General features: G+C 73.3%; 24 protein-coding genes. 16 read left to right on the top strand and 8 right to left on the bottom strand.

Annotated elements, in window-relative coordinates; genetic code table 11:
- Positions 1-79: 79 nt before the first annotated feature.
- From nirB to CXY01_RS11170, 6 genes are read left to right on the top strand one after another with little or no spacing between them, the layout of a single operon-like run.
- Positions 80-2,671, top strand: a complete 2,592-nt coding sequence (gene nirB, locus CXY01_RS11195; protein ID WP_146927498.1) for a nitrite reductase large subunit NirB — start codon at positions 80-82, stop codon at positions 2,669-2,671.
- Complete coding sequence (nirD, locus tag CXY01_RS11190) at positions 2,668-3,042, top strand: nitrite reductase small subunit NirD (RefSeq protein ID WP_146927497.1); 375 nt, start codon at positions 2,668-2,670, stop codon at positions 3,040-3,042. Before nirB ends, nirD begins: the two co-directional genes overlap by 4 nt.
- The gene (gene cobA, locus CXY01_RS11185) at positions 3,039-4,310 is read left to right on the top strand and encodes a uroporphyrinogen-III C-methyltransferase (RefSeq protein ID WP_146927496.1); all 1,272 of its coding nucleotides are present in this window, start codon (positions 3,039-3,041) and stop codon (positions 4,308-4,310) included. The genes nirD and cobA overlap by 4 nt, the downstream gene beginning before the upstream one ends.
- Positions 4,307-5,422 (top strand): uroporphyrinogen-III synthase, encoded by a 1,116-nt coding sequence (locus CXY01_RS11180; protein ID WP_146927495.1) that lies wholly within the window; start codon positions 4,307-4,309, stop codon positions 5,420-5,422. The genes cobA and CXY01_RS11180 overlap by 4 nt, the downstream gene beginning before the upstream one ends.
- A complete protein-coding gene (locus CXY01_RS11175; RefSeq protein ID WP_146927494.1) occupies positions 5,422-6,162 on the top strand; it encodes a sirohydrochlorin chelatase in 741 nt (246 codons plus the stop codon). The genes CXY01_RS11180 and CXY01_RS11175 overlap by 1 nt, the downstream gene beginning before the upstream one ends.
- A 54-nt stretch (positions 6,163-6,216) precedes the next feature.
- Positions 6,217-6,972: an alpha/beta fold hydrolase gene (locus CXY01_RS11170; RefSeq protein ID WP_146927493.1), complete on the top strand. Its 756-nt coding sequence runs from the start codon at positions 6,217-6,219 to the stop codon at positions 6,970-6,972.
- A gap of 58 nt (positions 6,973-7,030) precedes the next feature.
- Here the strand turns inward: CXY01_RS11170 and CXY01_RS11165 are convergent, their stop codons facing one another.
- The 4 genes from CXY01_RS11165 to CXY01_RS11150 form a co-directional block, all read right to left on the bottom strand.
- The gene (locus CXY01_RS11165; RefSeq protein WP_146927492.1) at positions 7,031-9,805 is read right to left on the bottom strand and encodes a hypothetical protein; all 2,775 of its coding nucleotides are present in this window, start codon (positions 9,803-9,805) and stop codon (positions 7,031-7,033) included.
- A gap of 1 nt (position 9,806) precedes the next feature.
- Positions 9,807-10,487, bottom strand: coding sequence for a hypothetical protein (locus tag CXY01_RS11160; protein ID WP_146927491.1), 681 nt, complete (start codon positions 10,485-10,487; stop codon positions 9,807-9,809).
- Between the two features lie 261 nt (positions 10,488-10,748).
- Complete coding sequence (locus tag CXY01_RS11155) at positions 10,749-11,324, bottom strand: NYN domain-containing protein (RefSeq protein ID WP_146927490.1); 576 nt, start codon at positions 11,322-11,324, stop codon at positions 10,749-10,751.
- A 75-nt stretch (positions 11,325-11,399) separates the two neighbouring features.
- Complete coding sequence (locus CXY01_RS11150) at positions 11,400-12,869, bottom strand: glycoside hydrolase family 10 protein (protein ID WP_146927489.1); 1,470 nt, start codon at positions 12,867-12,869, stop codon at positions 11,400-11,402.
- A 201-nt stretch (positions 12,870-13,070) separates the two neighbouring features.
- On the opposite strand from CXY01_RS11150, the gene CXY01_RS11145 reads away from it, so the two are divergent.
- Entirely contained in the window at positions 13,071-13,553 is a 483-nt protein-coding gene (locus CXY01_RS11145; protein ID WP_146927488.1) for a MarR family winged helix-turn-helix transcriptional regulator, read from the top strand.
- On the opposite strand, the gene CXY01_RS11140 is transcribed toward CXY01_RS11145, so the two are convergent.
- Complete coding sequence (locus CXY01_RS11140) at positions 13,542-14,402, bottom strand: serine/threonine-protein kinase (protein ID WP_146927487.1); 861 nt, start codon at positions 14,400-14,402, stop codon at positions 13,542-13,544. The genes CXY01_RS11145 and CXY01_RS11140 overlap by 12 nt on opposite strands.
- A gap of 167 nt (positions 14,403-14,569) precedes the next feature.
- On the opposite strand from CXY01_RS11140, the gene CXY01_RS11135 reads away from it, so the two are divergent.
- The 9 genes from CXY01_RS11135 (at position 14,570) to CXY01_RS11095 (ending at position 23,872) form a co-directional block, all read left to right on the top strand.
- Positions 14,570-15,598, top strand: a complete 1,029-nt coding sequence (locus CXY01_RS11135) for a LacI family DNA-binding transcriptional regulator (protein WP_146927486.1) — start codon at positions 14,570-14,572, stop codon at positions 15,596-15,598.
- Positions 15,599-15,836: 238 nt separating this feature from the next.
- Complete coding sequence (locus CXY01_RS11130; RefSeq protein WP_146927485.1) at positions 15,837-17,468, top strand: glycoside hydrolase family 13 protein; 1,632 nt, start codon at positions 15,837-15,839, stop codon at positions 17,466-17,468.
- A gap of 73 nt (positions 17,469-17,541) precedes the next feature.
- Positions 17,542-18,918 carry an ABC transporter substrate-binding protein gene (locus CXY01_RS11125; protein WP_146927484.1) on the top strand — a complete coding sequence of 459 codons (1,377 nt, stop codon included), beginning with the start codon at positions 17,542-17,544 and terminating at the stop codon, positions 18,916-18,918.
- Positions 18,919-18,995: 77 nt separating this feature from the next.
- Complete coding sequence (locus CXY01_RS11120; RefSeq protein WP_186813376.1) at positions 18,996-19,928, top strand: carbohydrate ABC transporter permease; 933 nt, start codon at positions 18,996-18,998, stop codon at positions 19,926-19,928.
- Positions 19,925-20,947: a carbohydrate ABC transporter permease gene (locus tag CXY01_RS11115; protein WP_371862768.1), complete on the top strand. Its 1,023-nt coding sequence runs from the start codon at positions 19,925-19,927 to the stop codon at positions 20,945-20,947. Before CXY01_RS11120 ends, CXY01_RS11115 begins: the two co-directional genes overlap by 4 nt.
- A gap of 104 nt (positions 20,948-21,051) precedes the next feature.
- On the top strand, positions 21,052-22,269 hold the full coding sequence (locus tag CXY01_RS11110; RefSeq protein WP_246125249.1) for a ferrochelatase: 1,218 nt from the start codon (positions 21,052-21,054) through the stop codon (positions 22,267-22,269).
- A 23-nt stretch (positions 22,270-22,292) separates the two neighbouring features.
- A complete protein-coding gene (gene hemQ, locus CXY01_RS11105; protein ID WP_146927483.1) occupies positions 22,293-22,985 on the top strand; it encodes a hydrogen peroxide-dependent heme synthase in 693 nt (230 codons plus the stop codon).
- A gap of 25 nt (positions 22,986-23,010) precedes the next feature.
- Positions 23,011-23,367: an META domain-containing protein gene (locus CXY01_RS11100; protein ID WP_146927482.1), complete on the top strand. Its 357-nt coding sequence runs from the start codon at positions 23,011-23,013 to the stop codon at positions 23,365-23,367.
- Complete coding sequence (locus CXY01_RS11095) at positions 23,345-23,872, top strand: GNAT family N-acetyltransferase (RefSeq protein WP_146927481.1); 528 nt, start codon at positions 23,345-23,347, stop codon at positions 23,870-23,872. The genes CXY01_RS11100 and CXY01_RS11095 overlap by 23 nt, the downstream gene beginning before the upstream one ends.
- Here the strand turns inward: CXY01_RS11095 and CXY01_RS11090 are convergent, their stop codons facing one another.
- The 3 genes from CXY01_RS11090 to CXY01_RS11080 all read right to left on the bottom strand — a co-directional run bounded on the left by CXY01_RS11090 (position 23,873) and on the right by CXY01_RS11080 (position 26,746).
- On the bottom strand, positions 23,873-24,925 hold the full coding sequence (locus tag CXY01_RS11090; RefSeq protein WP_246125248.1) for an LLM class flavin-dependent oxidoreductase: 1,053 nt from the start codon (positions 24,923-24,925) through the stop codon (positions 23,873-23,875).
- A gap of 51 nt (positions 24,926-24,976) precedes the next feature.
- Positions 24,977-26,248: a Glu/Leu/Phe/Val family dehydrogenase gene (locus tag CXY01_RS11085; protein WP_146927480.1), complete on the bottom strand. Its 1,272-nt coding sequence runs from the start codon at positions 26,246-26,248 to the stop codon at positions 24,977-24,979.
- 87 nt (positions 26,249-26,335) lie between these two features.
- Complete coding sequence (locus CXY01_RS11080) at positions 26,336-26,746, bottom strand: hypothetical protein (RefSeq protein ID WP_146927479.1); 411 nt, start codon at positions 26,744-26,746, stop codon at positions 26,336-26,338.
- Positions 26,747-26,872 lie beyond the last annotated feature (126 nt).

The raw sequence follows: 26,872 nt of genomic DNA, 5'->3' as shown, positions 1-26,872 counted from the left end.
AACCGGGCGACGCCATCGGTGGAAACAACCCGTTCCTACCGTGGGCGGTGCCCCACCCCCCAGCCCGACGGAGCACCCCATGACCCAGCATCTCGTCGTCGTCGGCGGCGGCATGGTCGCGCAGCGGCTGGTCGAGGCACTGCGTGACCGCGACACCGCCGGCACGTGGCGCATCACCGTGCTGGCGGAGGAGCCGCGCCGTCCGTACGACCGCGTCGCCCTCACCAGCTACTTCTCGGGTCGTGACGCCGACGACCTGGCGCTCGGCGACCCGGAGCTGTGGTCCGACCCGCTGGTGACCCTGGTCCGCGACGACGCGGTGACGCACATCGACCGCGACGCGAAGACGGTGACCACGGCGCACGGCCGCACGGAGCACTACGACCACCTCGTCCTGGCGACGGGCTCGTCGGCCTGGGTCCCGCCGATGGAGGGCACCGACCTGCCGGGCGTGTTCGTGTACCGCACGGTCGACGACGTCGCGGAGCTGCGCGGCTACGTGGAGAAGCTCTCCGAGGACCGCGTGGTCAAGGGTGCGGTCCTCGGTGGCGGCCTGCTCGGGCTGGAGGCAGCGGGGGCGCTGCAGGCGCTGGGCGCGAAGACCACGGTGCTCCAGGTGGGGACGCACCTCATGTCCGCACAGGTGGACCTCGGCGGCGGCGAGGCGCTGCGCCGGCTCATCAACCAGCTGGGCGTGGGTGTTCGTCTCAACGCGATGACCACGCGGATCCGGCCGCACCGGCGCGGGGGCGTGGGCCGTCTCGACCTGGCCGACGGCGGTCGCGTCGACGCCGACGTCGTCGTCATCGCCGCGGGCGTGCGGCCGCGCGACGAGCTGGGCCGCTCGTCGGGCCTCGCGATCGGCGAGCGCGGCGGGATCGTCGTCGACGACACGTGCCTGACCAGCGACCTCGACATCTCGGCGGTCGGCGAGGTCGCCTGCATCCAGGGCGCGACGATCGGGCTCGTCGCCCCGGGCTACGCCATGGCGGAGATCACCGCCGACCGGCTGCTGGGCGGCACGTCGTCGTTCCCGGGCGCGGACACCGCGACCAAGCTCAAGCTCTCCGGCGTCGACGTCGCCAGCTTCGGGGACGCGTTCGGCGAGACGCCCGGCGCCTTGGAGATCGTCTGGGCCGACCCGGTGGGCGGCGTCTACAAGAAGCTCGTCATGTCCGACGACGCGCGCACGCTGCTCGGCGGCGTCCTCGTCGGCGACGCCAGCGCGTACGCCAGCCTGCGCCCGATGCTGGGCCGCGAGCTCCCCGGCGACCCGGCCGCGTTCCTGCTGCCCGAGGGCGGCGGGGGAGCGCCGGAGCTCGAGCTGCCCGACGACGCCGCGGTCTGCTCGTGCAACAACGTCTCGGCCGGCACCATCCGCGGCGCGGTCACCGACCACGCGTGCACGGACCTCGGCGCGGTCAAGGCGTGCACCAAGGCAGGCACCAGCTGCGGCTCGTGCCTCCCGCTGGTCAAGAAGCTGGTCACCACCGAGCTCGCGGCGCAGGGCATCGAGGTCAGCACCGCGCTCTGCGAGCACTTCGCGCTGTCCCGCGCGCAGCTCTACGACGCCGTCCGGGTCAGTGGCGTCTCGTCGTTCACGCAGGTCATCGAGCGGTTCGGCACCCGTGCCGACGGGCGCGGCTGCGACATCTGCAAGCCGACGGTCGCGTCGATCCTGGCGACGACGTCCCCGGCCCACGTCCTCGAGGGCGAGCGGGCCACGCTGCAGGACACCAACGACCACGTGATGGCCAACCTGCAGAAGGACGGCTCCTACTCGGTGGTCCCACGCATCGCCGGCGGCGAGGTGACGCCCGAGGGCCTCATCGCGATCGGCGAGGTGGCCAAGGACTTCGGGCTGTACACCAAGATCACGGGCGGCCAGCGGATCGACATGTTCGGCGCCCGCATCGACCAGCTGCCACTCATCTGGCAGCGCCTGGTCGACGCCGGCTTCGAGTCGGGGCACGCCTACGGCAAGTCGCTGCGCACCGTGAAGTCCTGCGTGGGCTCCACGTGGTGCCGGTTCGGGGTGCAGGACTCGGTGGCGCTCGCGGTCATGCTCGAGCTGCGGTACCGCGGCCTGCGCTCGCCGCACAAGATCAAGCTCGGTGTCTCCGGCTGCGCCCGGGAGTGCGCGGAGGCCCGTGGCAAGGACGTCGGCGTGATCGCGACCGACAAGGGCTGGAACGTGTACGTCGGCGGCAACGGCGGCTTCACGCCGCGGCACGCGCAGCTGCTGGCCGAGGACCTGGACACCGAGACGCTGGTCCGCACCATCGACCGGTTCCTCCTCTACTACGTGCGCACCGCCGACCGGCTGCAGCGCACGGCCCCCTGGATCGAGGACGTCGAGGGCGGTCTGGACGGCGTCCGCGCTGTCGTCATGGAGGACTCGCTGGGGATCGCGGCCGACCTGGACGAGCAGATGGCGCAGCACGTCGTCGAGTACGAGGACGAGTGGCGCGCCACGCTGGAGGACCCGGAGAAGCTCCGCCGGTTCGCGTCGTTCGTCAACGCCCCCGACACCCCGGACCCGTCGCTGGCGTACGTGCCGGAGCGTGGTCAGTCGCGGCCCGCGACCGCCGAGGAGCGCGACGGTGCCAGCCCGACGCCCCACCACGAACCCGTCCTCGTCGCCGGTGCCCGACTGGAGGTGCGCTCATGACCGCGCTGGAGACGAGCGTCTGGACCACGGTGTGCCGTGTCGACGACCTGGCCCCGGAGCGCGGCGCCGCGGCGCTGCTCGGAGCGGACCAGGTGGCGTTGTTCCGGCTCCTGGACGGTCGCGTGCTGGCGGTCCAGCAGCACGACCCGTTCAGCGACGCGTACGTGATCTCGCGGGGGATCGTCGGGTCACGCTCGGTCGACGGCGTCGAGGTCCCGACGGTCGCGTCCCCGATGTACAAGCAGGTGTTCGACCTGACGACGGGCCGCTGCCTCGACGTCGCCGGCAAGACACCCGCGCGCGGTCTTCCCGCCGACCTGCGCACGTGGCCGGTCCGGGTGCGGGACGACCTCGTGGAGGTGGGCTCGTGACCACGATGCTCGGGCTGCAGCTCACCGGCCGCCGCGTCCTCGTCGTCGGGGGCGGACCGGTGGCCGCCCGCCGCGTGCAGTCGCTGCTCGCCGACGCCGCCCGGGTGGTGGTCGTCGCGCCGCAGCTGTGCGAGGTCCTGCTCGACCTGCACCGGTGGGGCCTGATCGAGTGGCGCGCCCGCGAGGTGGCCGAGACGGACCTGGACGGCGCCTGGCTCGTGCACACCGCCACGGGGGACCGCTCGACGGACGCGGCCGTGCTGGCGTGGGCCACGGAGCGCCAGACGTTCTGCGTCGACGCCGGCTCGGGCGCCGACGGCTCGGCCCGCACCCCGGCCACCAGCCAGCAGGGCGACGTCCTGGTGGGCGTGGTCTCGACGGGCCCGGCGGACCCCCGGCGCACGATCGCGGTGCGCGACGCCGTCGCGGCCCAGCTGCGCGAGGGCCGGATCGACCTGCGGCACCGTCGGGCCCACGCGGGTCGCGTCGTGCTCGTCGGCGGCGGACCGGGCGACGTCGGGCTGCTCACGCTGGCCGGTCGTCGCGCGCTCGCCGAGGCCGACGTCGTGGTGACCGACCGGCTGGGTCCGGTCGCCGTGCTCGACGAGCTGGCGCCCGGCGTCGAGATCATCGACGTCGGCAAGACGCCCGGTCACCACCCGGTGCCGCAGCACGAGATCGGCCGGATCCTGGTCGAGCAGGCGCAGCGCGGCCGGGTCGTCGTCCGGCTCAAGGGCGGTGACCCGTTCGTGTACGGCCGGGGCGGCGAGGAGGTGCTCGCCTGCCGGGAGGCCGACGTCCCCGTCGAGGTCATCCCCGGGGTGAGCAGCGCGTTCGCGGCGCCCGCCGCCGCGGGGATCCCCCTGACGCACCGCGGCACGGTCGGTGCCGTGCACGTGATGAACGGGCACGACGGCTGGTCGTCGGCGGCGCTGACCGGTCTGCGGGACCGGTCCTGCACCGTCGTCGTGCTCATGGGCGTCAGCGCACTCGCCACGCTCGCCGCGCAGGCGCTGGACGCGGGTGCGGACCCGGCGACACCCGTCGCCCTGGTCGAGGAGGGCACGTTGCCCGGTCAGCGTGTGACGCGAGCCCGCCTCGACGACGTCGTCGACGTCGCTGCGGCCGCCGGCGTGCGAGCCCCCGCGGTCATCGTGCTCGGCGCGGTGGCCGCCGCCGGGCTGCTCGAGCCCGACCGTGGTGACACCGCTCACACGACCTCGTCCTCGGACGATTCGGCCCCCGTGGCCGTCACAATGGCCACGTGAGCGAACCCATCGACCAGACCCTGGCGGGCCTCGTCGTGCTCATCACCGCCGACCGCCGGTCGGCCGAGCTCGCCGCCGCACTGGGTCGCCGAGGAGCCGCCGTCCGGCACGCGCCGGCACTGAGCATGGTTCCCCACATCGACGACGCCCGGCTCCTCGAGGGCACGCGGTCCCTGCTGGCGCACCCGCCGGACACCGTCGTGGTGACCACGGGCATCGGGTTCCGCGGCTGGATCGAGGCGGCCGACGCGGCAGGGCTCGACGAGCCGCTCGTGCGGATGCTCAAGGGCACCCGCATCGTCGCGCGCGGACCCAAGGCACGCGGCGCGATCCAGGCCGCGGGGCTCACCGCCGACTGGGTGGCGGAGTCCGAGACCAGCGCCGAGATCGCCGAGGTGCTGCTGGACGAGGGGGTCGCCGGCCGCGACATCGCCGTGCAGCACCACGGTGCCGGGGCGGACGGCCTCGACGAGGCGTTCGCCGCCGCCGGGGCACGGGTACGCAGCCTCGTCGTGTACCGCTGGGGTCCGCCGCCGGACCCCGCGGTCGTGACCGCCTCGGTCCGTGGCGTCGCCGCGGGGGAGATCGACGCGGTCGTGTTCACGTCCGCTCCCGGGGCGCACGCCTGGCTCGAGGCGGCCGACGCGGCCGGTGTCGCCGAGGACGTCGTCGCGCTCGCGCGGCGTGGCAGCGTCGTGATGGCGGCCGTCGGCCCCATCACGGCCAAGCCGCTGCTGGACCGCGGCATCGAGCCGCTGGTGCCCGAGCGCGGCCGGCTGGGTGCGCTGGTCAGGACGCTCGTCAGCCACTACGGCGGGCTCCAGGCGCTGCAGACCGTCGCGGGCCCGCTCCAGGTGCACCGGGGGACGGCGGTGCTCGACGGTCACGTGCTCGCGCTCACCCCCACGGGCCTCGAGGTCCTGCGCCTGCTGGCCGCCGCGGGCGGGTCCGTGGTCCCGCGGGACCAGGTGCTCGCCGCGCTGCCGGGGGAGTCGCGGGACCCGCACGCCGCCGAGGTGGCCATCGCCCGGCTGCGGGAGGCGACCGGGAGCCGCGAGCTGATCCGCACGGTGGTCAAGAGGGGATACCGTCTCCAGCTGGAGGAGGTCTGATGACGAACGCACTGCACGCTCGTGGCCCCGCACCCGACGGTCCTCGCGGTGACGTCGACGCCCCGGTGCTCGTCGGGTGCTCGCACGGCACCGACGACCCCGACGGGCGCGCGGCCGTCCGCTCGATCCTCACCGGTGTCGCCGCCTACCGCCCAGAGCTGGACGTCCGCGAGGCGTTCGTCGACGTGCAGGAGCCCGAGGTCGCGGACGTCGTCTCCCACGCCCTCGACAGTGACGCACCCGGCGCCGTCGTCGTGCCGCTGCTGCTGTCCGTCGGCTTCCACGTGAAGGTCGACATCGCCGCGGCGGTCGACCAGCCCGGCGCCACCGCGGCAGCACCCCTCGGCCCGGACCCGCGTCTGGTCGACATCCTCGTGGACCGCCTCGAGACCGCGGGCCTCGCCGCCGACGACTCCGTGGTGCTCGCGGCGGCCGGGTCCTCGGACCCCGCGGCGGCGCTCGCGGTGGAGTCGGTGGCGGCGGGCCTGGCCGACCGGCTGGAGCAGCCGGTCACCATCGGCTACGGGGCCGGTGCCGAGCCGCGCGTCCCGGCGGCGATCGCCACGGCACGGGCCGACGCGCCGCCCGGCGGACGGGTCGTCGTGGCCTCCTACCTGCTCGCCCCGGGCTACTTCTACGACCGCGTGATGGAGGCGGGCGCCGACGTGGTGGCCGCTCCGCTCGCACCCGACGACCGCCTGGTCCAGATCGTCCTCGACAGGTACGACGCCGCCACGTGACGTGAGGTGAGACGCGGGTTGCCGTGGGGGGTCTCCTCCCCCTAGGAACGGGGGATGCCCACGCTCCGGTCCCCTCTCGCCGCCGCCGTCGCCGCGGTCTGCCTGCTCGGTCTGGTCGCGTGCACCGCGCCCGGCGACGACACCGCCGCCCCGTCGACCACCCCGACCGGACCGACCGGCGTCGTCGCGTCGATGCGCCCCGCCGACCGGCCGATGTGCCTGCCGGAGGGTGCGGCCGCCGTCACGACCGGACCCGAGGACGACCCGACGCTGGTGGCGTTCGCGGGCTCGGGGACCCGCGGGGTGGTGCTCGCACCGCAGAGCGACGGCCAGGTGTGCCAGTGGGCGCGTGAGCTCGTCCGGCTGGTCGAGGCGGGGTACCTCGTGGCGACCTTCAGCTGGTCCGGCGTGGGTGAGCGCTCGTTCACCGACGCGGTCGACGTGCTGCACGGGGTGGGCGCCACCGAGGTCGCGTTCGTGGGGGCGTCGAAGGGCGGCATGTACTCGGCGGCGCTCGCCGACGAGCTCGACCCGGTCACGGTCGTCGCCCTCGGCCCGCCCGCGGAGTACGACGGGCACGACGCACGCTCGACGTCGACGAGCTACACGGGGCCGCTGCTCGTCGTCGCCTCGACGGACGACCGCAGCGTCTCGGCGCTGTCCTCGAAGCTGGTCTCGCGCGCGGACGACCCGACGACGTACGTCGAGCTCAGCGGGGGTGCGCACGGCGTCGAGCTGCTCACGGGGGAGCACCGCGCGCAGGTCCAGCAGCTGATCGACGACGCGCTCGCCGCAGGCTTCGGGGGCTAGACGCACCGACGGCGTGCGGACCCGGAGGTCCGCACGCCGTCGGCATCCTGTCGAGCGGTCAGACGAACCGGCGCCGTGCGAGCGTCGCCAGCCCGACCCCGCCGGCGAACAGGACGATCGCGAGGATCAGCCGCCCGACGGAGCTGACCCCGGTGCCGTCGACCCCGGCGATCTCGATCGAGTACGCCGTGGATCCCGTCGCGCCTTCCGGTGCGCCGTACGCCATGCCCTCGGTCGCCGCCCGCTCGGCCCCGGCGCTCAGCACCGCGTACTTCACGCCGAAGTCCTCCGCGGTGCCCTGCCCGCTGACGACCACCTGCGAGGTGCCCTCGTCGGACAGCTGCTGCGTGCCGTCGACCAGCTTGGGCGCACCCTCGGCCGCCGCGACGAGCCCGTCGGACAGCTGCGTGGAGCCGTCGGCGGCCGTGGTCATGCCGTCGGACAGGTCCTGCGACCCGGCCGCGGCCTTGGCGATGCCCGCCGAGAGCTCCTGCGCGCCGGAGGCTGCGGGGGCGAGGCCGGTGGACAGCTTCTGGGACCCCGCCGCCGCCCTGTACAGGCCGGCGAGCAGGTCCTGCGACCCGGAGACCGCCGGTGCGAGGCCGGTGGACAAGCGCTGCGACCCCGCGGCCGCCTTGTCCAGCCCCACCGACAGCTCCAGCGCGCCGGCCGCAGCCGGTGCCAGACCGGTGGACAGCTTCTGGGACCCGGCAGCCGCCTGGTCGAGACCGGCGGTGAGCGAGCCCGCGCCGGCACTCAGCGCCGACGCTCCGGCGCCGAGCTGGCTGAGGCCGGAGGCGAGGGTGTCGCCGCCGGCGTTCAGCTGCGCGGTCCCGGCCTGCAGCCCGTTCACTCCGCCTCGCAGCGTGCCGTCGGCCGGGGTGTCGTCGGCGTCGCCGACCCCGCCCTGCACCTTGGTGACGACCCCGTCCACGAGGGCCGTCACGCCGGCGTCGACACCGGCGAGTCCTTCGAGGACGCCCGGCTTGGCGGCGTCGCACACGCCCGGCAGGGAGGCCGAGCTGAGCCCGCACTGGATCTTGGTGAGGGAACCGGCCGCTCCGGCGAGGCCCTGGGACAGGCTCGCGGCACCACCGGCGATCGTCGCCGGGTCGGCCGTGTCGGTGAGCACCGGCACGCCGCCCGAGAGCTGTGCGACGACCGCGTCGTACTGCGCGAGGTACGCCGGATCCATCCCGGCACGCAGCGACGTGAGCGCTCCGACGCCCTGCGCGAGCTGGTTGCCCAGGGTCACGGCGCCGGCCGACAGCGTGGAGGCGGACGCCGCGGCACCGGAGAGCCCGGTCCGGACCTGGTCGACGCCGGCGGTCAGCGTCGAGGTGGCCGTCCGCAGCTGGGCGATGCCGTCGTGCAGACCCTGCGCCTGCGCCGGCAGCGTCCCGATGTCGCCGTAGAGCTTGGCCAGGCCGGCGTCGACCTGGTCGAGCCCGGAGCCCACCTGCACGAGACCCTCGAGCAGGAGGGGCGCCTTCGCGCCCGCCTCGGCGAGCCCGGCGTCCAGCGCCGCTGCCCCGGCCGCGAGCGAGCGCCCGCCGGGTGCCAGCTGGGTGTTCAGCCCGGCGGACAGCTGCGCGGCGCCGGGGGCCGCCTCCTGGGTGAGCCCGGTGGCGAGCTTGAGCGCTCCGGGTGCCAGCTGGTTGTTCAGGCCCGCGGAGAGCTCGGCGGCTCCCGGCGCGGCGCTCTGGCTCAGGCCGGCGGCGATCTTCGCGGCTCCGGGTGCGAGCTGGTCGTTGAGCCCGGCGGACAGCTCGGCGGCGCCGGGTGCGGCGTCGCGGGACAGGCCGGCGGCGAGCTTGGCCGCTCCGGGTGCGAGCTGGCCGTTGAGGCCGGCGGACAGCTGGGCGGCTCCAGGGGCCGCGTTCTCGTTCAGGCCCTGGGACAGCTTGCCGGCGCCCGCACGCAGCTCGAGCAGGCCGGCGAGCAGCTGCGCCGCGCCGTCGTGGAGCTGCAGGACGCTGTCGTCGAGCTTGACCCCGGCGCCCGTCAGGTCGACGCCCTTCTGCGCACCGGCCTCGTAGCTGGCCGCGCCGCCCTTGAACGAGGGGTACTCGAGCGGGGAGACGGGCATGGACGTCAGCGTGGCCTTCGGGACGACCGCGTGGCTGACCTCGGCGGTGTAGCCGAACTCGGCGGTCGCGGACCCGATGGGCGGGAAGAGGGTCATCTGGAACTGCATGCGCGTGCCGCCGCGGCCGTCGCCGGCCATGCCGGCCTCGTCGGACCGCACGTCGGTGAACGTGGCGGGCAGGACCGTGACCAGCTGGCCGATCATCGGGATGACCGTCTCGGCCGAGGCGGTGGCCATGGTGCCGGTGCCGTCGTCGTAGGTGACGTCCTGGGTCGCCGCGGTCGTGTTGGTGACCTTGTAGTGCACGCCGAGGGTGCCGGACTTCCCGACGACGGCACCGGGCTGCACCGGCTCGCCGTCGAAGGTGTAGGTGACCTCGACGGTGAGGGGGAGGTCCTTGTCGTAGGTGCTCACGGAGCGTTCGCGCCGCTCGCCGTCGACGGCCAGGGTCCGGACCAGCTTGCCGTCCACCACCCGGTGGCCGCCGAACCCGTCGAGGTTGCGCAGGCCGGTGGTGGAGACGGGGTTCTCGACGGTCGCCGTGCCGTGACCGGTGAGGGCGAGCTGCTCGTACACGCGGGCGCCCTGGTACGCACCGGTGGCGGACAGCCGCGCCTGGACGGTCTCGGTGTTGGTGACGGTGACGTCGCCGGAGTCGGCAGCGACCGCGGGGGAGCTGGCGACGGCGACGACGAGGGGGACGAGGATGGCGGCCGCTACCGCGGTGGTGGTCGTGCGTCGCACGTCAGGCCTCCGGCTGGGGGTCGAGGGGACGGGTGGCGGGCAGGCCGCGGCGGGGCGCGCGGGGGGACTCGACGGCGGGTGCGACGTAGGGGCGTGCGGGGGCGTGGTCGTCCGCTCCCACGTACTCCCCGACGGGCGGGTCCGTGGGGGCGAAGAGCGGCGACCCGGCGGACGCCTCGGCAGCCCGCTCCTGCTCGCGGTCCTGCACGACGACGACGCCGAGGATCGACGTCGCCAGGAAGCCGGCACCGGCCGCGACCAGGATGGACGTCGCGGTCGTGGCCGACGACGTGACGAACGAGGACGGGTCGGCGGCGTAGGTCGCCTCGTAGGCGCCGGCCATCGCGGCGGCGCCGAGCAGGGCGGACCAGAGCGGCAGCCTGCCCCGCGTGAGGGCGGCGACGCCGAGGCAGACGAGCACGACGACGAGCACCGCGATCGCGCGACCGGCGGCCGCGTCGGGCAGGACCGCGGCGCGCAGCGCGTAGCCGAGCCACGCGGCGACGAAGCCGACCGCGAAGCCGCCGGCGCGCTGCGCGGGGGAGCGGTCCGGCACGAGACCCAGGGCGCCGCCGAGCGCGGCGCCGAGCAGGGCGACGCCCTGCAGCTCGGGCCCGGAGAACAGGACGATCGCCGTCGTCAGGAGCGCGAGGACGAGCCCCGCCAGGATGTGACGCTTCATGACCACCTCGTCGTGGTGACTGGTCCGGACGGGCTGGCCGTCCGGGCAGTGCGGCTGGTGAGAGGGCACACCCGAGACACTGCTGACCTGCACCGTCGCCGTTGACGATGCAGGTCAGCAGCCGTCTCGGACGGGACCAGCGCACTGTCTACCAGCGCACGAAGCACCTGAGCCACGCGGTACTAGGTAAAAGGGTGCCGGTAGCAGGTACATCGTTATCGCGCCGTGACCTGGACTGTGCCGGTCGTCGGCGCCGGGCCGTCAGAGGTAGCGCAGCGGGTCGAACTCGTCGAGCGGGATGATCCGCAGGCGGGGCAGCTGGACGTTGAATGCCGCGACGTCGCCCTCGAGGTCGAAGGTCTCCAGGCCCTTCGCGACGAGTGCCGACAGCTGGGTGCTGGTGAACTCCCGGAACGCCAGGAGGCCGACGCGCCGGTCCTCGTCGTCGACGAGCGTCTCCAGCTCGGGCGCGAAGTCGCCGTCGTGGCTGGCCAGCAGCACGTCGCCCCCGCGGCCCGCGATGGCGTCGAGCGTGCGCTTGATGCCGATGTCGACGACCTTCTCGTACGACTCGCCCGACAGGGGGATCGGCTGGAAGCCGATGGCCAGGAGCGCCTGCACGAACGACATGGGCAGCGAGCCGTTGGAGGCGTTGAGGAAGAACAGTGCCTTGACCGGCTGGTCGAAGGCCTGCTGCGCGAAGGTCAGCACGCGCTCCCAGCGGGGGCGCTGCTCGGGGGTGGGCCGCCCGCCGAGGATGGACGAGCCGAGGGTCGCGTCGATGTTCTCGCCGTCGACCAGGAGGTACGTGGTGCGCGGTGCCGCCTCGGTCGTCATCGCGCCAGCGTATCCGCAGGACAGCGGCCCGGGACCCTGTGCGGGTCCCGGGCCGGTGCGTGCGTCAGGAGGGCGTCAGCCCACCGAGCAGGGCGTCCCGTTTAAGCTGAACGAGCTCGGCGCGGTGTTGGTGCCGCCGTGCGAGCCGTTGAACCCGAACTGCGTGCTGCCGTTCGCGGGGATGGAGCCGTTCCAGGCGGCGTTCTTCACCGTGACCGCCGAGCCGGACTGCGTGGTGACCGAGCTCCACGCCTGCGTGACCGACTGGCCCGACGGGAAGCTGAACGTGAGCGTCCAGCCGTTGAGCGCGCTCGACGACGTGTTCTTCACCGTCACGTTCGCGGTGAAGCCGGTGTTCCACTGGTTCACGGCGTAGGAGACCTGGCAGCCGGCCGACGGCGGGGGCGTGGTGACCGGGGGCGTGGTGACCGGCGGGGTGGTGACCGGCGGGGTCGTCACGGGCGGGGTCGTCGGCGTGATCCCGCCGAAGGCCGAGGCGATCGCGTCGTAGGCGGGCTTCTTGGCGTAGCTGTCGTCCCACACCAGCGCCGCGCCCTGACCGGAGAACACCCCGGGCACCCACGAGTACTTGTCGGTGATGCCCCAGATGGTCACGCCCTGGCAGCGGGTGACCGCGTTGCAGATCTGGAAGACCTTCTTGTAGTCCGCGGCCTGCGTCGCCAGCTTGCTCGCGTCCGCCGGCATCTGCATGCGGATGTCGAGCTCGGTGATCCGCACGTCCACGCCCAGGTCGGCGAAGCGCTGCAGGTTCTGCTGCATGGTGGACGGCACCTGCCCGATGATCAGGTGCGACTGGAACCCGACGCAGTCGATCGGCACGCCGCGGGCCTTGAAGTCGCGGACCAGGTTGTAGATCGCGGTGCTCTTGGAGTTGATCGCGTCGGTGTTGTAGTCGTTGATGCAGAGCTTGGCCGTGGGGTCCGCGGCGCGCGCGGTACGGAACGCCGTCTCGATGTACCCGTCACCGAGCTTCTGCTGCAGCGGCGAGTCGGTGCGGCGCTCGCCGTTCTCCCCGAACGCCTCGTTGACCACGTCCCACGACGCGACCTTGCCCTTGAAGTGCGTCGCCACGTTGGTCACGTGGTTCTTCATCGCCGCGTCGAGGGCCGTCCCGGACAGGTTGTTCGTCCACGAGGGCATCTGCGAGTGCCAGACGAGGGTGTGGCCGTACAGCTCCTTGCCGGTGCTGGCCGCGTAGCTGGCCACCTGGTCGCCCTGGCCGTAGCTGAACGAGTTCTGCGACGGCTCGGTGGCGTCCCACTTCATCGCGTTCTCGGCGACGACGAGGTTGAACTCGCTGTCGGCGATGGACTTGTAGGCGGACTCGGAGAGCCGGCCCGGGTCCAGCGCGAAGCCGATGTCCTTGCCGGCCGCGGTGGCGAGGTCCTTCAGGCTGGTGGCCGCCTGGGCGGCGGGGATCGTGACCGCAGCCGCACCGACGACGATCGTCGCGGCGAGCGCGACCGCGGTCGTGCGCAGGGCTGAGCGGTGGCGTGATGGTGCTGGGGGGCGTGTGCCGGACATGGGGGTTCCTCCTCGTTGAGCCAGGTGCCGGATCGCACAGTGGTCGCCGGAGGTCGTCGGCCGCGAGGTACCGAAACATTTCAGGTCCGGGTGCACGACACTTTCGATAGTGCCGCCCCGGAACACGGCGGGTGGGCCCGCGGTTGATCCGAGAGTCGATGCGTACGCATGGACCGGCGGTCGAGGAAGGCGAGTGGGTCGATGACGGAGGGTGCGCGGGAGCTGCCCGGGACGCGGGAGGCCGCCGAGGCGTGGGAGTCGCTCTTCCGGGCCCAGGTGGCGCTCATGCGGCGCTTCCAGCGTGACGACGTCTGGGGCGACCTGAGCATCCGCGAGTACGACGTCCTGTTCACCCTGTCCGGCTGCCCGGACGGGACCGCGCGGCTGCGCGACCTGGGGGAGAACAGCCTGCTGACCCAGCCGAGCCTGTCCCGCATGGTCGAGCGGCTCGAGCAGGACGGCCTCGTGCGCCGCGGGCCGGTCGAGGGCGACGCACGCGGCGTGGCGGTCGCCCTGACGCAGGACGGCTGGCGGGTGCAGCGGGAGATCGGCCGTCGGCACGTCCGCACGATCCGGCGACTCGTCGGCGGTGCGCTGGACGCGCAGGAGCTGGCGACGCTGCAGGCGCTCACGGACAAGCTGCGTGCCGCCCAGGCGGGGATCCCCGACGAGTCAGACGCGTAGCGCGCGCAGCTCCGCGGCCACGACCGCCGGGGCCGGGCGTGCGGCCGGGTCGTCCGCGGTCATTGCGAGCAGCAGCCTGCGCCAGTCCCGGCCGAACCGCTCGGGGACGTCGACGGGGTCGAGCAGCCGCGCGAGCGAGCTGGTCAGCGGGTCGCCCGGGTACGCCCGCGCGCCCGTCAGGCACTCGAGGAGCACCAGGCCGAGCGAGTAGATGTCGCTGGCCGGGCCCGCAGGGTGCCCGAGCGCCTGCTCCGGGCTCTGGTACCCGGCCGTGCCGGACGTCCCGCGGGGCGCCTCCGGGGCGCTCGCCGTCGTCACCGCGATGCCGAAGTCGGCGAGGACCACGGGCAGCAGCGGGGCGTCCCGGCGTCCGCCGTCGAGCCGGTCGGTGGCCACCAGGACGTTGGACGGCTTGACGTCCCGGTGCACGACGCCGGCGCCGTGGGCGTGCCCGAGGGCGAGCGCGAGCTGCCGCCCGACGTCGGCCGTGACCGACGGGGGCAGCGGTCCGCCGGCGATCGTGTCGCGCAGCGTCCGCCCGTCCACCAGCTCCATGACGAGGAACGCGACGGGACCGCCGTCGGGCAGGACGTCGGCGCCGACGTCCAGCAGCGCGACCAGGCTCGGGTGCGTGAGCGAGGACAGGACCCGCGCCTCCTGCGCGTAGCGCCGGATGTCCTCGGGCGTCGCCGCGCCGATCGAGAAGAGCTTGAGCGCGACGGAGCGGTGCAGCCGGACATCGGTGGCCCGGAAGACCTCGCCCGAACCGCCGCGCCCGAGCTGCTGCTCGAGCACGTACCGGCGGCCCAGTGCCGAGCGCTCCGGGGTGCGGGACTCGGTCGGGGGCACGGGAGTCCTGTCTGCGCGGGGCGGTGGGGCGGTACGACGGTAGAAGCCTGCGGGCGCTGCCGCACCTCGGGCCGTCTCGGCGTACGGCGAACGGGTGACGACACGTCCTGGAAGTGCTTGCAGCGTTCTGCAAGCCACTTGCAGGGTGGGGCAGTACGCTCACACCCATGTCCAGGCGACTCGCAGAGGTAGCACGCAAGGTCGGCGTCTCGGAGGCGACGGTGAGCCGCGTGCTCAACGGCAAGCCCGGTGTGGCCGAGTCGACGCGGGAGGCGGTGCTGACGGCGCTCGACGTCCTCGGCTACGAACGGCCGACCAAGTTGCGCGGCGAGCGCGCCCGGCTCGTCGGTCTGGTGCTGCCCGAGCTGCAGAACCCGATCTTCCCCGCGTTCGCCGAGGTGGTCGGCGGCGCCCTGGCGCAGCAGGGGTTCACCCCCGTCCTGTGCACCCAGACCGCCGGGGGCGTCTCGGAGGCGGACTACGTCGAGCTGCTGCTCGGGCAGCAGGTGTCCGGCATCGTCTTCGCCGGCGGCCACTACGCGCAGCGGGACGCCACGCACGGGCACTACGAGCGGCTCGCCGGGCGCAGCCTGCCGGTCGTGCTGATCAACGCCTCGATCGAGGAGCTGCCGTTCCCGCGGGTGTCCTGCGACGACGAGGTGGCCATCGAGCAGGCGATCGGGCACCTCGCGTCGCTCGGGCACACGACGATCGGGCTGGTGCTGGGCCCCGTGGACCACGTGCCGTCCGAGCGCAAGCTGCGCGCCGCCCAGGCGATCATGCAGCGCCTGGGCCTGGAGCTGGGGGAGCGTCAGGTGGTCCGCAGCGCCTACTCCCTGGAGAGCGGTCAGGCGGCGGGGAACCGGCTCCTGAAGGAAGGCGTGACGGGCGTCGTGTGCGCCAGCGACCCGCTGGCCCTCGGGGTGATCAGGGCGGCGCGCCGGGCGGGCCTGCGCGTGCCGGACGACATCTCCGTCGTCGGCTACGACGACTCCGCCTTCATGAGCTGCACCGAGCCGCCCCTGACCACGGTCCGCCAGCCGATCGAGCCGATGGGCCGTGCGGCGATCGACCTGCTGGTCAGCCAGATCCACGGTGGCGTCGTGCCCCAGGACGAGCTCCTCTTCGAGCCGGAGCTCGTCGTGCGCGGCTCCACCGGGCCCGCCCCGACGCAGCCGGCGTCCGTCGCCGGCTGACCTCCGCCCGTTCCCGGGCCCCGTGACCGCCGACCCGGCGCTCGCGGGGCCTGTGTGGTTCTGCCGCTTCTGTCGCCGGCGACGGTCACACTTCGATAACTACTCTGTCGGGTTCTTGCGTTGATCCAGTCACTTCCTTTAGCGTCGTGCTCGCGACGAGGGCGTTCCGCAGGCCCCGTCGCCCCGTGACAGGACATCCCGGCCCCGGCGACGGCGGCCCACGAGAGACGAGACGCGAGTGGCGCAGCCGCAGCCGGAGACCGACCCCCAGTGGTGGCGTGGCGCAGTGATCTACCAGGTCTACCCGCGCAGCTTCGCGGACGGGAACGGCGACGGCACCGGCGACCTGGCAGGCCTGCGCTCGCGGCTGCCGTACCTGCGTGACCTCGGCGTCGACGCGATCTGGGTGACCCCCTGGTACGTCTCCCCGCTCGCGGACGGCGGCTACGACGTCGCGGACTACCGCGCCATCGACCCGGCGTTCGGCACGCTGGAGGAGGCCGAGCTGCTCATCTCCGAGGCACTCGACGTGGGGATCCGGACGATCATCGACGTCGTGCCCAACCACGTGTCGGACCAGCACGCGTGGTTCCAGGCCGCGCTCGCCGCAGGCCCCGGCTCGCCGGAGCGGGAGCGGTTCTGGTTCCACCCCGGCAAGGGCGAGCACGGCGAGCAGATCCCGACCGGCTGGGTGTCCGACTTCCAGGGCAGCACCTGGACGCGCACCACGGACGCGGACGGCACGCCCGGGGAGTGGTACCTGCACCTGTTCGCGCCGCAGCAGCCCGACCTCAACTGGTCCCACCCCGACGTGGTCGCGGAGTTCGAGTCCGTGCTGCGGTTCTGGTTCGACCGCGGCGTCGCCGGGATCCGGATCGACTCCGCGGCGCTGCTGGTCAAGGACGCCGCGCTGCCGGAGGTCCCCGAGCACGCCGGGCCGGGGGAGCACCCGCACGTCGACCGCGACGAGCTGCACGACGTCTACCGCGGCTGGCGCGCCGTCGCCGACTCCTACGAGGGCACCCGCGTGCTCGTCGGCGAGGTCTGGCTGCAGGACAAGGCCCGGTTCGCCCAGTACCTGCGGCCCGACGAGATGCACACCGCCTTCAACTTCGACTTCATGGCGCGGCCGTGGGACGCCAAGCAGCTGCGCGAGTCGATCGACCTCACGCTCGCCGCGCACGGGCCCGTCGGCGCCCCGGCCACCTGGGTGCTGTCCAACCACGACGTCACGCGTCCGGTCACGCGCTACGGCCGCGAGGACACGTCGTTCGCGTTCACCGCCAAGCGCTTCGGCACCCCGACCGACCTGACGCTGGGGCTGCGACGGGCGCGCGCCGCGGCGCTGCTGACCGCGGCGCTGCCGGGCTCCCTCTACATCTACCAGGGCGACGAGCTGGGCCTGCCCGAGGTCGAGGACCTCCCGCTGGAGCTCCTGCAGGACCCGATGCACTTCCGCTCCGAGGGCGTCGACCCGGGCCGTGACGGCTGCCGTGTGCCGCTGCCCTGGTCGGGGAGCGCCGCGCCCTACGGGTTCGGCTCGGGCGGCTCGTGGCTCCCGCAGCCCGCCCGCTGGGCGGAGCTGTCCGTCGCCGCCCAGGAGGACGACCCGGCCTCCACCCTGCACCTGTACCGCGACCTCCTGGCGATCCGCCGGGCCGAGCCCGCCCTGGGCGACGGACCGATGACGTGGATCGACAGCTCCGACGACGTGCTCGCGATCGCCCGTGGCGGTCTCGTGTGCGTCGTCAACCTGGGCGACGAGCCCGCCGCCCTGCCCACCCACACCGACGTCCTGATCTCGAGCGCCCCGCTCGAGGCAGGCCTGCTGCCGCGCGACACCGCCGTGTGGCTGCGCACCCCCGCCTGATCCGCACCAGCCCGACCCCCGCACGATCGCGACCTGGCACCCCGCCGGCGCGTTCCCTCACGAAGGAGTGACGATGAGGTCCTCACGCACCACCGCGCTCGCCATGGCCGGTGTGCTGTCGCTCGGCCTGCTGGCCGCCTGCAGCACGGACGACGAGCCGTCGGGCGGCGAGTCCGCCGACGGCACGGTGACCATCACCGTCGCCGGGCTGCAGCCCGGCGCCGAGACCGAGGCCGTCGACGCGCTGAACGAGCGCGTCGCGGAGTTCGAGGCGGCCAACCCGGACATCAACGTGGAGCCCGAGGAGTACAACTGGCTCGCGTCGACCTTCTCCGCGCAGCTGGCCGGCGGCACGCTGCCCAACGTGTTCGAGATCCCCCTGACGGACGCCAAGACGCTCATCGAGAACGGCCAGCTGGCCGACATCTCCGAGCAGTTCGACTCCCTGTCCTTCGCGGACGACTTCAACGAGAACCTGCTGGAGTCCGGCACCGGCTCGGACGGCAAGGTCTACGCGATCCCCGCCAAGTCGATCTACGGCGTCGCGCTGCACTACAACCGCAACCTCTTCGAGCAGGCGGGCCTCGACCCCGACCAGCCGCCGACGACGTGGGAGGAGGTCCGCGAGTACGCGAAGACGATCCACGACGCCACGGGTGTCGCGGGCTACGCGACGATGGCGCTCGACAACGCGGGCGGCTGGCAGCTCGCCGCCGCGGCCAACTCCCGCGGTGGGGTCATCCAGGAGCAGGACGGCGACGCGTACACCGCCACCCTCGACGACCCGGCCGTCAAGGAGCACCTGGAGTGGCTGCACGCCCTGCGCTTCGAGGACAACTCGATCCTGCCCCGCACCGACCTGGGCTGGGGTGAGATCAACGAGGCGTTCGCGGGTGGCCAGCTGGCCATGTACACGTCCGGCTCGGACGTCTACAACGCGCTCGTCGAGAACAACGGCATGACCGAGGACTGGGGCTACGGCCTCACCGCCATCCCGACCTCGAACGGTGGCGGCGCCCTCACGGGTGGCACCCTCGCGGCGGTGACCCAGGAGTCCACCGACGCGCAGAAGGACGCGGCGGTCAAGTGGATCGACTTCTGGTACCTGTCCAAGATGCTCGACCAGGACCAGGCCGTCGCCGACGCCAAGCTCCGCAACGAGAACGACCAGGCCGTGGGCACCCCGGTGCTCCCGATCTTCAGCGAGGAGCAGTACGCGACGTCGCTCGAGTGGGTCAAGGACTACATCAACGTCCCGCTCGAGAACATGAAGGGCTACACGGACGTGATGTTCACACAGCCCAGCATCGGCGAGATCAGCGCGTCCACCCAGGACACCTACGCTCTGCTCTTCCCGGTCGTGCAGGCGGTCCTCACGGACGAGAACGCCGACATCGACGCCCTGCTCGAGACGGCCAACGCCCAGGGTCAGGCCCTGCTCGACCAGTGACACCCGGGGTGCCCGGCCGGGGAGCGTCCCGGCCGGGCATCCTTGGTCGCACGTCCGCACCCCCAGGAAGGCCCTTGATGACCACGGACGACGTCGTCCTCGCGCCCCGTCGACGCCCCGGCACCCCGCTCACCTGGGTGCGGGGCGGTGGCCTGAGCGCGCTGGTGTTCGCCCTGCCCCTGCTCGTGATCTTCGGCGTGTTCTCGTGGCTGCCCATCGTCCGTGCCGTGGTGATGAGCTTCCAGAAGACCAACCTCATCACCACGTCGTGGGTGGGGCTGCAGAACTTCCAGAACGTGTTCGCGGACCCGCTGCTGCCTGTCGCGACGCGCAACACGCTCTGGTTCGCGCTGCTCGCGCTGGTGTTCGGCTACCCCATCCCGCTCGTCGCCGCGGTGCTGATGCGTGAGGTCCGGCGAGCGAAGGGCCTGTACTCCGCCCTGGCGTACCTGCCGGTCGTCGTGCCGCCCGTGGTCGCCGTCCTGCTGTGGAAGTTCTTCTACGACCCGCGGCCCGAGGGCGTGTTCAACACCATCCTCGGCTGGGTCGGCGTCCCGCCTCAACCCTGGTTGCAGTCCATGACGATGGCCATGCCGTCGCTGGTGCTGGAGGCCACGTGGGCGGCGGCGGGCGGCACCGTCGTCATCTACCTCGCCGCGCTGACGGCGGTCCCGCCCGAGCTCTACGACGCGGCGGAGGTCGACGGTGCCGGTGTCTGGCGCAAGGTCTGGCACGTGCTGGTGCCGCAGCTGCGCGGGGTCCTGTTCATCACGCTGATCCTGCAGGTCATCGGGACCGCGCAGGTGTTCCTCGAGCCCTACCTGTTCACCGGCGGTGGTCCGGCCAACGCCACGGTGACGATCCTGCTGCTCATCTACCGCTACGCGTTCGGCAACAGCCTCGGCGGCAACTACGGCGAGGCCACGGCGCTCAGCCTGCTCCTCGCCGTGTTCCTCGCCGTCATGTCGCTCGTGTACTTCCGTCTGACCCGCCGTTGGAGCACCTCGTGACGACGACCTCGCCCATCCCGCCCACGACGCCCCGGCCCGTGCTCGGCACCGTCCCCGGCGAGGTCCCGGTCATCCCGGGGGCCGAGCCGGTCGGCGCCGCCCGCGCGCGTCGGGCCCGCAAGGCCTCGTCCTCCGACACCACGGACGACCGCAGCGCCGTGTCCGTCTCGGACTGGCGACGCCCGTCCGTGCGGTGGTCGCTCGGCACCTCGCACTGGCTGCTGCTCGTGCTGCTGGTCGTCTGGTGCGTCGGGCCGCTGCTGCTGCTGGCCAAGTTCGCCGTCACCCCGACCCAGGACATCCTGCGCACCCCGATGGCGATCTTCCCCAACGGCATCGCGTGGTCGAACCTGAGCGAGGCGTGGAACGACGTCCAGGTCAGCAAGTACTTCGCCAACACGATCGTGCTCGCCGCCGGGGCCTGGTTCAGCCAGATCCTCGTCGCGACCACCGGCGGCTACCTGCTGTCCGTGCTGCGGCCGCGCTACGCCCGCGTGCTCCAGGGCGCGGTGCTCGCCACGCTGTTCGTCCCCGCCGTCGTGCTGCTGGTCCCGCTCTACCTGACGGTGCTGGACACGCCCGTCTTCCACACGTCCCTGGTCAACTCGTTCTGGGGGGTCTGGCTGCCCGCCGGCGCGAGCGCGTTCAACGTCGTGCTCGTCCAGCGGTTCTTCGACAACCTCCCGCGCGAGGTCTTCGAGGCCGCCCGCGTCGACGGCGCCGGGCCTTACCGCCTGTTCTGGTCGATCGTGCTGCCCATGAGCAAGCCGATCCTCGGGGTCGTGTCGATCTTCGCGGTCATCGCGTCGTGGAAGGACTTCCTCTGGCCGCTGCTGGTCCTGCGCAACCCCGACCTGCAGCCGCTGTCCGTGCGCCTGCCGTCCATCGAGGCGACCACCGACAAGGGCGTCCTCATGGCCGCCCTGGCCATCTCGACCCTGATCCCGATCGTGCTGTTCCTCGTGTTCCAGCGCATGTTCCTGCGTGGGGCGGGGCTCGGGGGAGCGGTCAAGGGCTGAGGGGCGAGCCGGCGCCGTTATCTGACAACCCGTCCGGACAATCTCACGCACCGGTCGGGCCGCTCGCCGCGAGCGTCCCGCGTGCCCGGTGCGATGATCGTCCGGTGGCCCCCGACACCGCTGTGAGCACCTCGCCGTTCCCAACCGACCTGAGCCCCGTCGCCCCGTACGACGCGCTGCTGCTGTTCTCGTTCGGCGGGCCGGACGGTCCCGACGACGTCCTGCCGTTCCTGCGCAACGTCACCGCCGGCAAGAACATCCCCGACGAGCGGCTCGCCGTCGTCGCCGAGCACTACCACCACTTCGGCGGCGCCAGCCCGATCAACGGCCAGAACCTGGCCCTGCAGAAGGCGCTCGTCGACGAGCTCGCCCGGCGGGGCATCGAGCTGCCCGTGGTGTGGGGGAACCGCAACTGGGAGCCGTACACGCGCGACGCCCTGTCCGCGGCGTACGCGGACGGCGCCCGGCGGGTCCTCGCCCTGGTCACCAGCGCGTACTCGTCGTACTCGGGCTGCCGGCAGTACCGGGAGAACCTCTGGGCCTCGCTCGACGAGCTCGGTGTCGACGTCGGGCTCGGCCAGGGCGAGCACCCCGTGGCCGTCGACAAGGTGCGGTCCTACTTCAACCACCCGGGCTTCGTGCAGGCGAACGTCGACGCGGTGACCGAGGCGTTCGAGTCGATCGGCCGCGACGCGCGACTGGTCTTCGTCACGCACTCGATCCCCGACACGATGGAGGAGGCCTCGGCGGTCTCCGGCGCGACCTACAGCGCCCAGCACCTCGACGTCGCCGCCACCGTCGCCGCGGCCGTCGGCGAGCGCCTCGGCCGGCCGGTCACCTGGGACCTGGCCTACTGCTCGCGCTCGGGTCCGCCCAGCCAGCCCTGGCTGGAGCCCGACGTCAACGACCACCTCACGGCGCTCGCGGCCGACGGCGTCCAGGCCGTGGTCCTGTCGCCGATCGGGTTCATCTCGGACCACATGGAGGTCGCGTTCGACCTCGACACCGAGGCGCTGGAGACGGCGGCCGAGCTCGGTCTCGTCGCGGTGCGGGCCGACACCGTCGGGACGCGCGAGCCGTTCGTGCGCGGGCTGGTCGACCTCGTGCTCGAGCGTGCTGCGCTGGCCCGGGACGCCGAGGCGAACGGTCCGCACCCGGTCACGGCCGACGTGGTCGCCGACGCGGCGGCCCGGCGGGTCCCGGAGGCGGCCGTGGGCGACCTGCCGCCGTACCGCTCCGTGTGCCGGCCGGGCTGCTGCCAGATGCGCGCCGGGACGCCCACCGGCATCCCGGCCGCCTGCTCGACCGACCCCTGGTCCTGACGATCACCTTGGAGCACTCCGCGATGACGCACGACGCCGAGACCCTCAACGCCACCGTCCGCTACACCATGTGGACCGTGTTCGCGCTGGAAGAGGTGCTGCCCGAGGACGACGACGAGCGCGCCGAGCTCATCGCCGCGGCCCAGGCGGCGGTCGCCGACGACGGGCTTGTCGTGCGCGGCTGGTACGACGTGGCGGGCCTGCGCGCCGACGCGGACCTGATGGTGTGGTGGCACGCGGAGACGGTCGAGGAGGTGCAGGGCGCCTACCAGCGGCTGCGGGCCAGCGACCTCGGCCGGCACCTGCTTCCCGTGTGGTCGGTCGTCGGCCTGCACCGCCCGGCGGAGTTCAACCGCGCGCACGTGCCGGCCTTCCTCGCGGGGGAGCCGGCCGGCGACTACATGACGGTCTACCCGTTCGTGCGCTCGTACGACTGGTACGTGCTGCCCGAGGACGACCGCCGGCGGATGCTCGTCGAGCACGGTCACGCGGCCCGCGGGTACGCCGACGTGCGCGCCAACACGGTCTCGGCGTTCGCGCTCGGCGACTACGAGTGGATCCTCGCGTTCGAGGCGGGCGAGCTGCACCGGATCGTGGACCTCATGCGGGACCTGCGCGCCACCGACGCCCGCCTGCACGTGCGCGAGGAGGTGCCGTTCTACACCGGCCCGCGCGTGACGCTGGAGACCTGGGCGGACCGCCAGCCCCGCGGCTGAGACGAGCAGGTGCCATGATCGTGCGATGGTCGACCTAGCAGGCACCTGGCGGTTCACGGCGCTCGAGGGCGCCGACCTCGACGGGGCGCAGCGCGCGACCCCCTGGCTGACGTTCGACGGCGACGGTCAGGTGTTCGGCCTGGCGGGCGTCAACCGCGTCCGGGGCACGTGGCGGCTGGACGCGCACACGCTGACGTTCGGTCCGGTCGTGTCCACGCTCATGGCCGGGCCACCGGACGCGATGACCCGCGAGCAGCAGGTCCTGCGCCTGCTGGGGGAGCCGTCGACCGTGGCGGCACCCGACGGCGACACGCTCCTCCTGAGCGGTGTGCTCGCGGCACAGCTGGTCCGGGACCCGCATGCCGGCGACGAGCCGACCTAGCCCCGGTCCTGACGCGGTCGTCCACATCGCACGGACGGGCGACGCCCTGGCGATCTGCGAGTTCGGTGCCACGCACGTCCGCCGGCACTACGCACCGCTGATCGGCGAGCAGGCGGCGGACGCCCAGGTGGCCCGGTGGTGGAACGAGGACCAGGTCCGCGCCGCCGTGTCGGCGGGTCTGGTCGTCGTCGCGGAGGCGGGTGGCCGGGTCGTCGGCGTGACGCAGCGCGGCCGGGCGGGCGTCGACCACGTCATCTACAAGCTCTACCTGGATCCCCGGTACCGCGGCCGCGGGCTGGGACCCCGCCTCGTCGCGGCACTGGTCGACCAGCTGCCGCCGGACGCGACCCGGCTGTGCGTCGAGCACTTCGCCGGCAACGAGCGAGCAGGAGCGTTCTACGAGCGCGAGGGGTTCACCGTGGAGCGGGTCGACCCGAGCGCCACCGGCGATCCTGCGCTCGACGTGGTCTGGCGCGCCCGGACGCTGCGCGACGCCGGCGGCTAGTCAGCCGACGGGGACGTCCGCCGGCCAGCGCGCCGCGACCTGCTCCAGCGTGTGCACCCGGGTCGCCACGTCGAACGCCGTCCCCGTGACCATCAGCTCGTCGGCCCCCGTCCGCTCCACCAGGGCGGCGAGCTCCTCGACCGCGCGGTCCGCCGTCGTCGCCACCTGCGTGCCCGGCACGCGCGCGAAGAAGTCTGCGGCGGCCGTCGGGTCGAGCGCGGCGAGCTCCCGGGCGGCGTCCTCGGGGGAGACGATCGGTCCCAGCGGCCGCCCGGTCCGCAGCGACAGCGCCATGACGCGGCTGGGCCCGGACAGGTACTCCGCCTCGTCGTCGGAGTCCGCCACGAGCACCGACGCCGAGACCATCAGCCGCGGTGCGTCGAGCACGGGCGACGGATGGAACGCGCGGCGGTACGCGGCCGCGGCCTGCAGCGTGTGACCGGTGTTGAAGTGGTGGGCGTAGCTGAACGGCAGGCCCAGCGTGCCGGCCAGCTCGGCGCTGAACGTGCTGGAGCCCAGCAACCAGACCTGCGGCGACGACGTCGCGACCGGGGTCGCGGACAGCCGGGCGGCTCGCAGCGACGGCGCGCGACCGGGCAGGTCCTGGCCGAGCAGCGCCAGGACGTCGATGACCTCCGCGGGGAAGTCCTCGGCACCCAGCCCCTCCACCGTGCGCCGCAGCGCCGCTGCCGTCATCGGGTCGGCGCCCGGCGCCCGGCCGATGCCCAGGTCGATGCGGCCCGGGTGCAGCGCCTCCAGCATGGCGAACTGCTCCGCGACGACCAGCGTCGGGTGGTTGGGCAGCATGACGCCGCCGGAGCCGAGCCGGATGCGGTCCGTCGACGCCGCGAGGTGCGCCAGCAGGACGCCGGGGGAGGTCGAGGCGACGGCGGGCATCGCGTGGTGCTCGGCCACCCAGAACCGGGCGTAGCCGGCGTCGTCGGCGACGCGGGCCAGCGCGGTCGTCGCGGCGAGGGCGTCGCCGGAGGTCTGCCCGACGGCGACGGGAGACGTGTCGAGCACGGACAGGGGCACGGGGTTACGACGAGTCACCTCGTCTGCAACACCCGTGCCCCCGCCGGTACTCCCTGGTCGACCCGTCCGTCAGGGGTAGAGGCCGCGGATCTGGTGCGCCTCCGCCACGCGTCGCACGCCGATGGTCAGCGCGGCGTCGCGCAGCGAGATGCCCTCGGCGCTCGCCACGGCGGCGACCGCCCGGTGGGCCGTCACCATGCGGTGCTCGAGCCGGTCCTCGATCTCGCGCTCGGTCCACCAGTACGCCTGGTTCGCCTGCACCCACTCGAAGTACGACACGACGACGCCGCCGGCGTTGGCCAGGATGTCGGGCACCACGACGACGCCGCGCTCGGCCAGCACCCGGTCGCCCTCGTGCGTCGTCGGGCCGTTGGCGGCCTCGACCACCCAGCGGGCCTTGACCCGTCCGGCTGCCTCGGCGTCGAGGACGCCCTCGACCGCGGCGGGGATGAGCAGGTCGACGTCGAGCGCGAGGAGCTCGGTGTTGTCGATGGCCTCGCCGCCCTCGAACCCGACCACGGTGCCCGTCGCCAGCACGTGCCGTTCGAGCGCGGTCACGTCGAGGCCGTCGCTGCGCATGACACCGCCCTGCTCGTCGCTGACCGCGACGACGCGCGTGCCTGCCTCGTGCAGGAAGCGGGACGCGTGCGAGCCGACCTTGCCGAAGCCCTGCACCGCGGCGCTCACCTCGCGCAGGTCCACGCCCGCGTCACCGAGCGCGGCGGCGGCGGCGTGCACGACGCCGCGGGAGGTCGCCGTCGCGCGGCCGAGCGACCCGCCGACCGCCAGCGGCTTGCCGGTGGTCACCGCGGGGATGGTGTAGCCGAGGTTCACGGAGTACGTGTCCATGACCCACGCCATGGTCTGCTCGTTGGTCCCGATGTCCGGCGCCATGATGTCCCGCTCGGGGCCGATGATCGGCATGATCTCGCTGGTGTAGCGGCGGGTGACGCGCTCGAGCTCCGCCTGGCTGTACAGCCGCGGGTCGATCGTCACGCCCCCCTTGGCGCCGCCGTACGGCACGTCGACGACCGCACACTTCCAGGTCATCCACATGGCGAGCGCCCGGACCTCGTCGACGTCGACGCCGGCCGAGTACCGCAGCCCGCCCTTCGCGGGTCCGCGGGAGATGTTGTGCTGCACGCGGTACCCGGTGAAGAGCTCGATCTCGCCGTCGTCCCGACGCAGGGGGACGGCGACGTTCATCTCGCGCCGGGGTGTGGCGAGCATGCGGTGGAGCCCCTCGGTGTAGCCGAGGATCTCGACTGCACCGGCAAGCTGTGCCTTGGCGGTGGCGAGGGGCGTGGTCTGTTGCGGGGTCTCCGCTGTGAGGTCCGTCACGTGCTCACTGTGGCACCACCCGGGCCGCGAGCACGAGAGGACCGACAGGCGAGCCGGGTGTGTCCGACCCGCGGGCAGCGCGGCGGCTCAGCAGATCTGGGCGTTGTCGATCGGCTTCACGATCGAGCCGCCGAGGTGCCGCGAGTGCCGGGCGGGCACCAGGACGCAGGTGCCGAACGTGCCGTTGAGGTACACGGCCTTGACGAAGATGTCGGTCTGCCGGCAGTTGTACACGCGCACCGTGTAGTAGGTGGGGTGGTTGACGTACGTCCCCGTCAGCCACTTGCAGAACTCCTCCTCGTTCTCGATCGTGGCGAACGGGCGCACGACCCCGCCGGGAGCCCGCTGGATCTCGAGCAGGGTGGGGTCGAGGCGGTCCAGGGCGACAGCGGGGGCGGCGGCGACAGCGGGGGCGGCGGCGACGATGCCGCCGGCGAGCAGGACCGTGGCGCTGAGCGCGGCGACGAGAGCGTGCCGGGCGCGGGCAGGTGTGAGCATGGGGCATCCCTCGGGGTCGACGGTGGCGTCGGCTCATCCGCACGTCGGCGTCCGGATGGTTCACCCTGGCGACCGGCGACCCGGTGGTCAACCGGCATCCGGGCGACGGACGTCGCACGCGCGGCC

Source organism: Cellulomonas xylanilytica (assembly GCF_007989805.1).
GTDB classification, from domain to species: domain Bacteria; phylum Actinomycetota; class Actinomycetes; order Actinomycetales; family Cellulomonadaceae; genus Cellulomonas; species Cellulomonas xylanilytica.
Note: the sequence above shows the minus strand (reverse complement) of the source record. Positions and strands in the feature narration are given on the sequence as shown.

Coding starts and splice junctions, on each gene's coding strand:
- CXY01_RS11160 (WP_146927491.1), bottom strand. CDS start 10,487: ATGAAGCGTCACATCCTGGCGGGGCTCGTCCTCGCGCTCCTGACGACG.
- CXY01_RS11155 (WP_146927490.1), bottom strand. CDS start 11,324: ATGACGACCGAGGCGGCACCGCGCACCACGTACCTCCTGGTCGACGGC.
- CXY01_RS11145 (WP_146927488.1), top strand. CDS start 13,071: ATGACGGAGGGTGCGCGGGAGCTGCCCGGGACGCGGGAGGCCGCCGAG.
- CXY01_RS11170 (WP_146927493.1), top strand. CDS start 6,217: ATGCCCACGCTCCGGTCCCCTCTCGCCGCCGCCGTCGCCGCGGTCTGC.
- CXY01_RS11125 (WP_146927484.1), top strand. CDS start 17,542: ATGAGGTCCTCACGCACCACCGCGCTCGCCATGGCCGGTGTGCTGTCG.
- nirB (WP_146927498.1), top strand. CDS start 80: ATGACCCAGCATCTCGTCGTCGTCGGCGGCGGCATGGTCGCGCAGCGG.
- CXY01_RS11175 (WP_146927494.1), top strand. CDS start 5,422: ATGACGAACGCACTGCACGCTCGTGGCCCCGCACCCGACGGTCCTCGC.
- hemQ (WP_146927483.1), top strand. CDS start 22,293: ATGACGCACGACGCCGAGACCCTCAACGCCACCGTCCGCTACACCATG.
- CXY01_RS11135 (WP_146927486.1), top strand. CDS start 14,570: ATGTCCAGGCGACTCGCAGAGGTAGCACGCAAGGTCGGCGTCTCGGAG.
- CXY01_RS11095 (WP_146927481.1), top strand. CDS start 23,345: ATGCCGGCGACGAGCCGACCTAGCCCCGGTCCTGACGCGGTCGTCCAC.
- CXY01_RS11100 (WP_146927482.1), top strand. CDS start 23,011: ATGGTCGACCTAGCAGGCACCTGGCGGTTCACGGCGCTCGAGGGCGCC.
- CXY01_RS11120 (WP_186813376.1), top strand. CDS start 18,996: ATGACCACGGACGACGTCGTCCTCGCGCCCCGTCGACGCCCCGGCACC.
- CXY01_RS11080 (WP_146927479.1), bottom strand. CDS start 26,746: ATGCTCACACCTGCCCGCGCCCGGCACGCTCTCGTCGCCGCGCTCAGC.
- nirD (WP_146927497.1), top strand. CDS start 2,668: ATGACCGCGCTGGAGACGAGCGTCTGGACCACGGTGTGCCGTGTCGAC.
- CXY01_RS11150 (WP_146927489.1), bottom strand. CDS start 12,869: ATGTCCGGCACACGCCCCCCAGCACCATCACGCCACCGCTCAGCCCTG.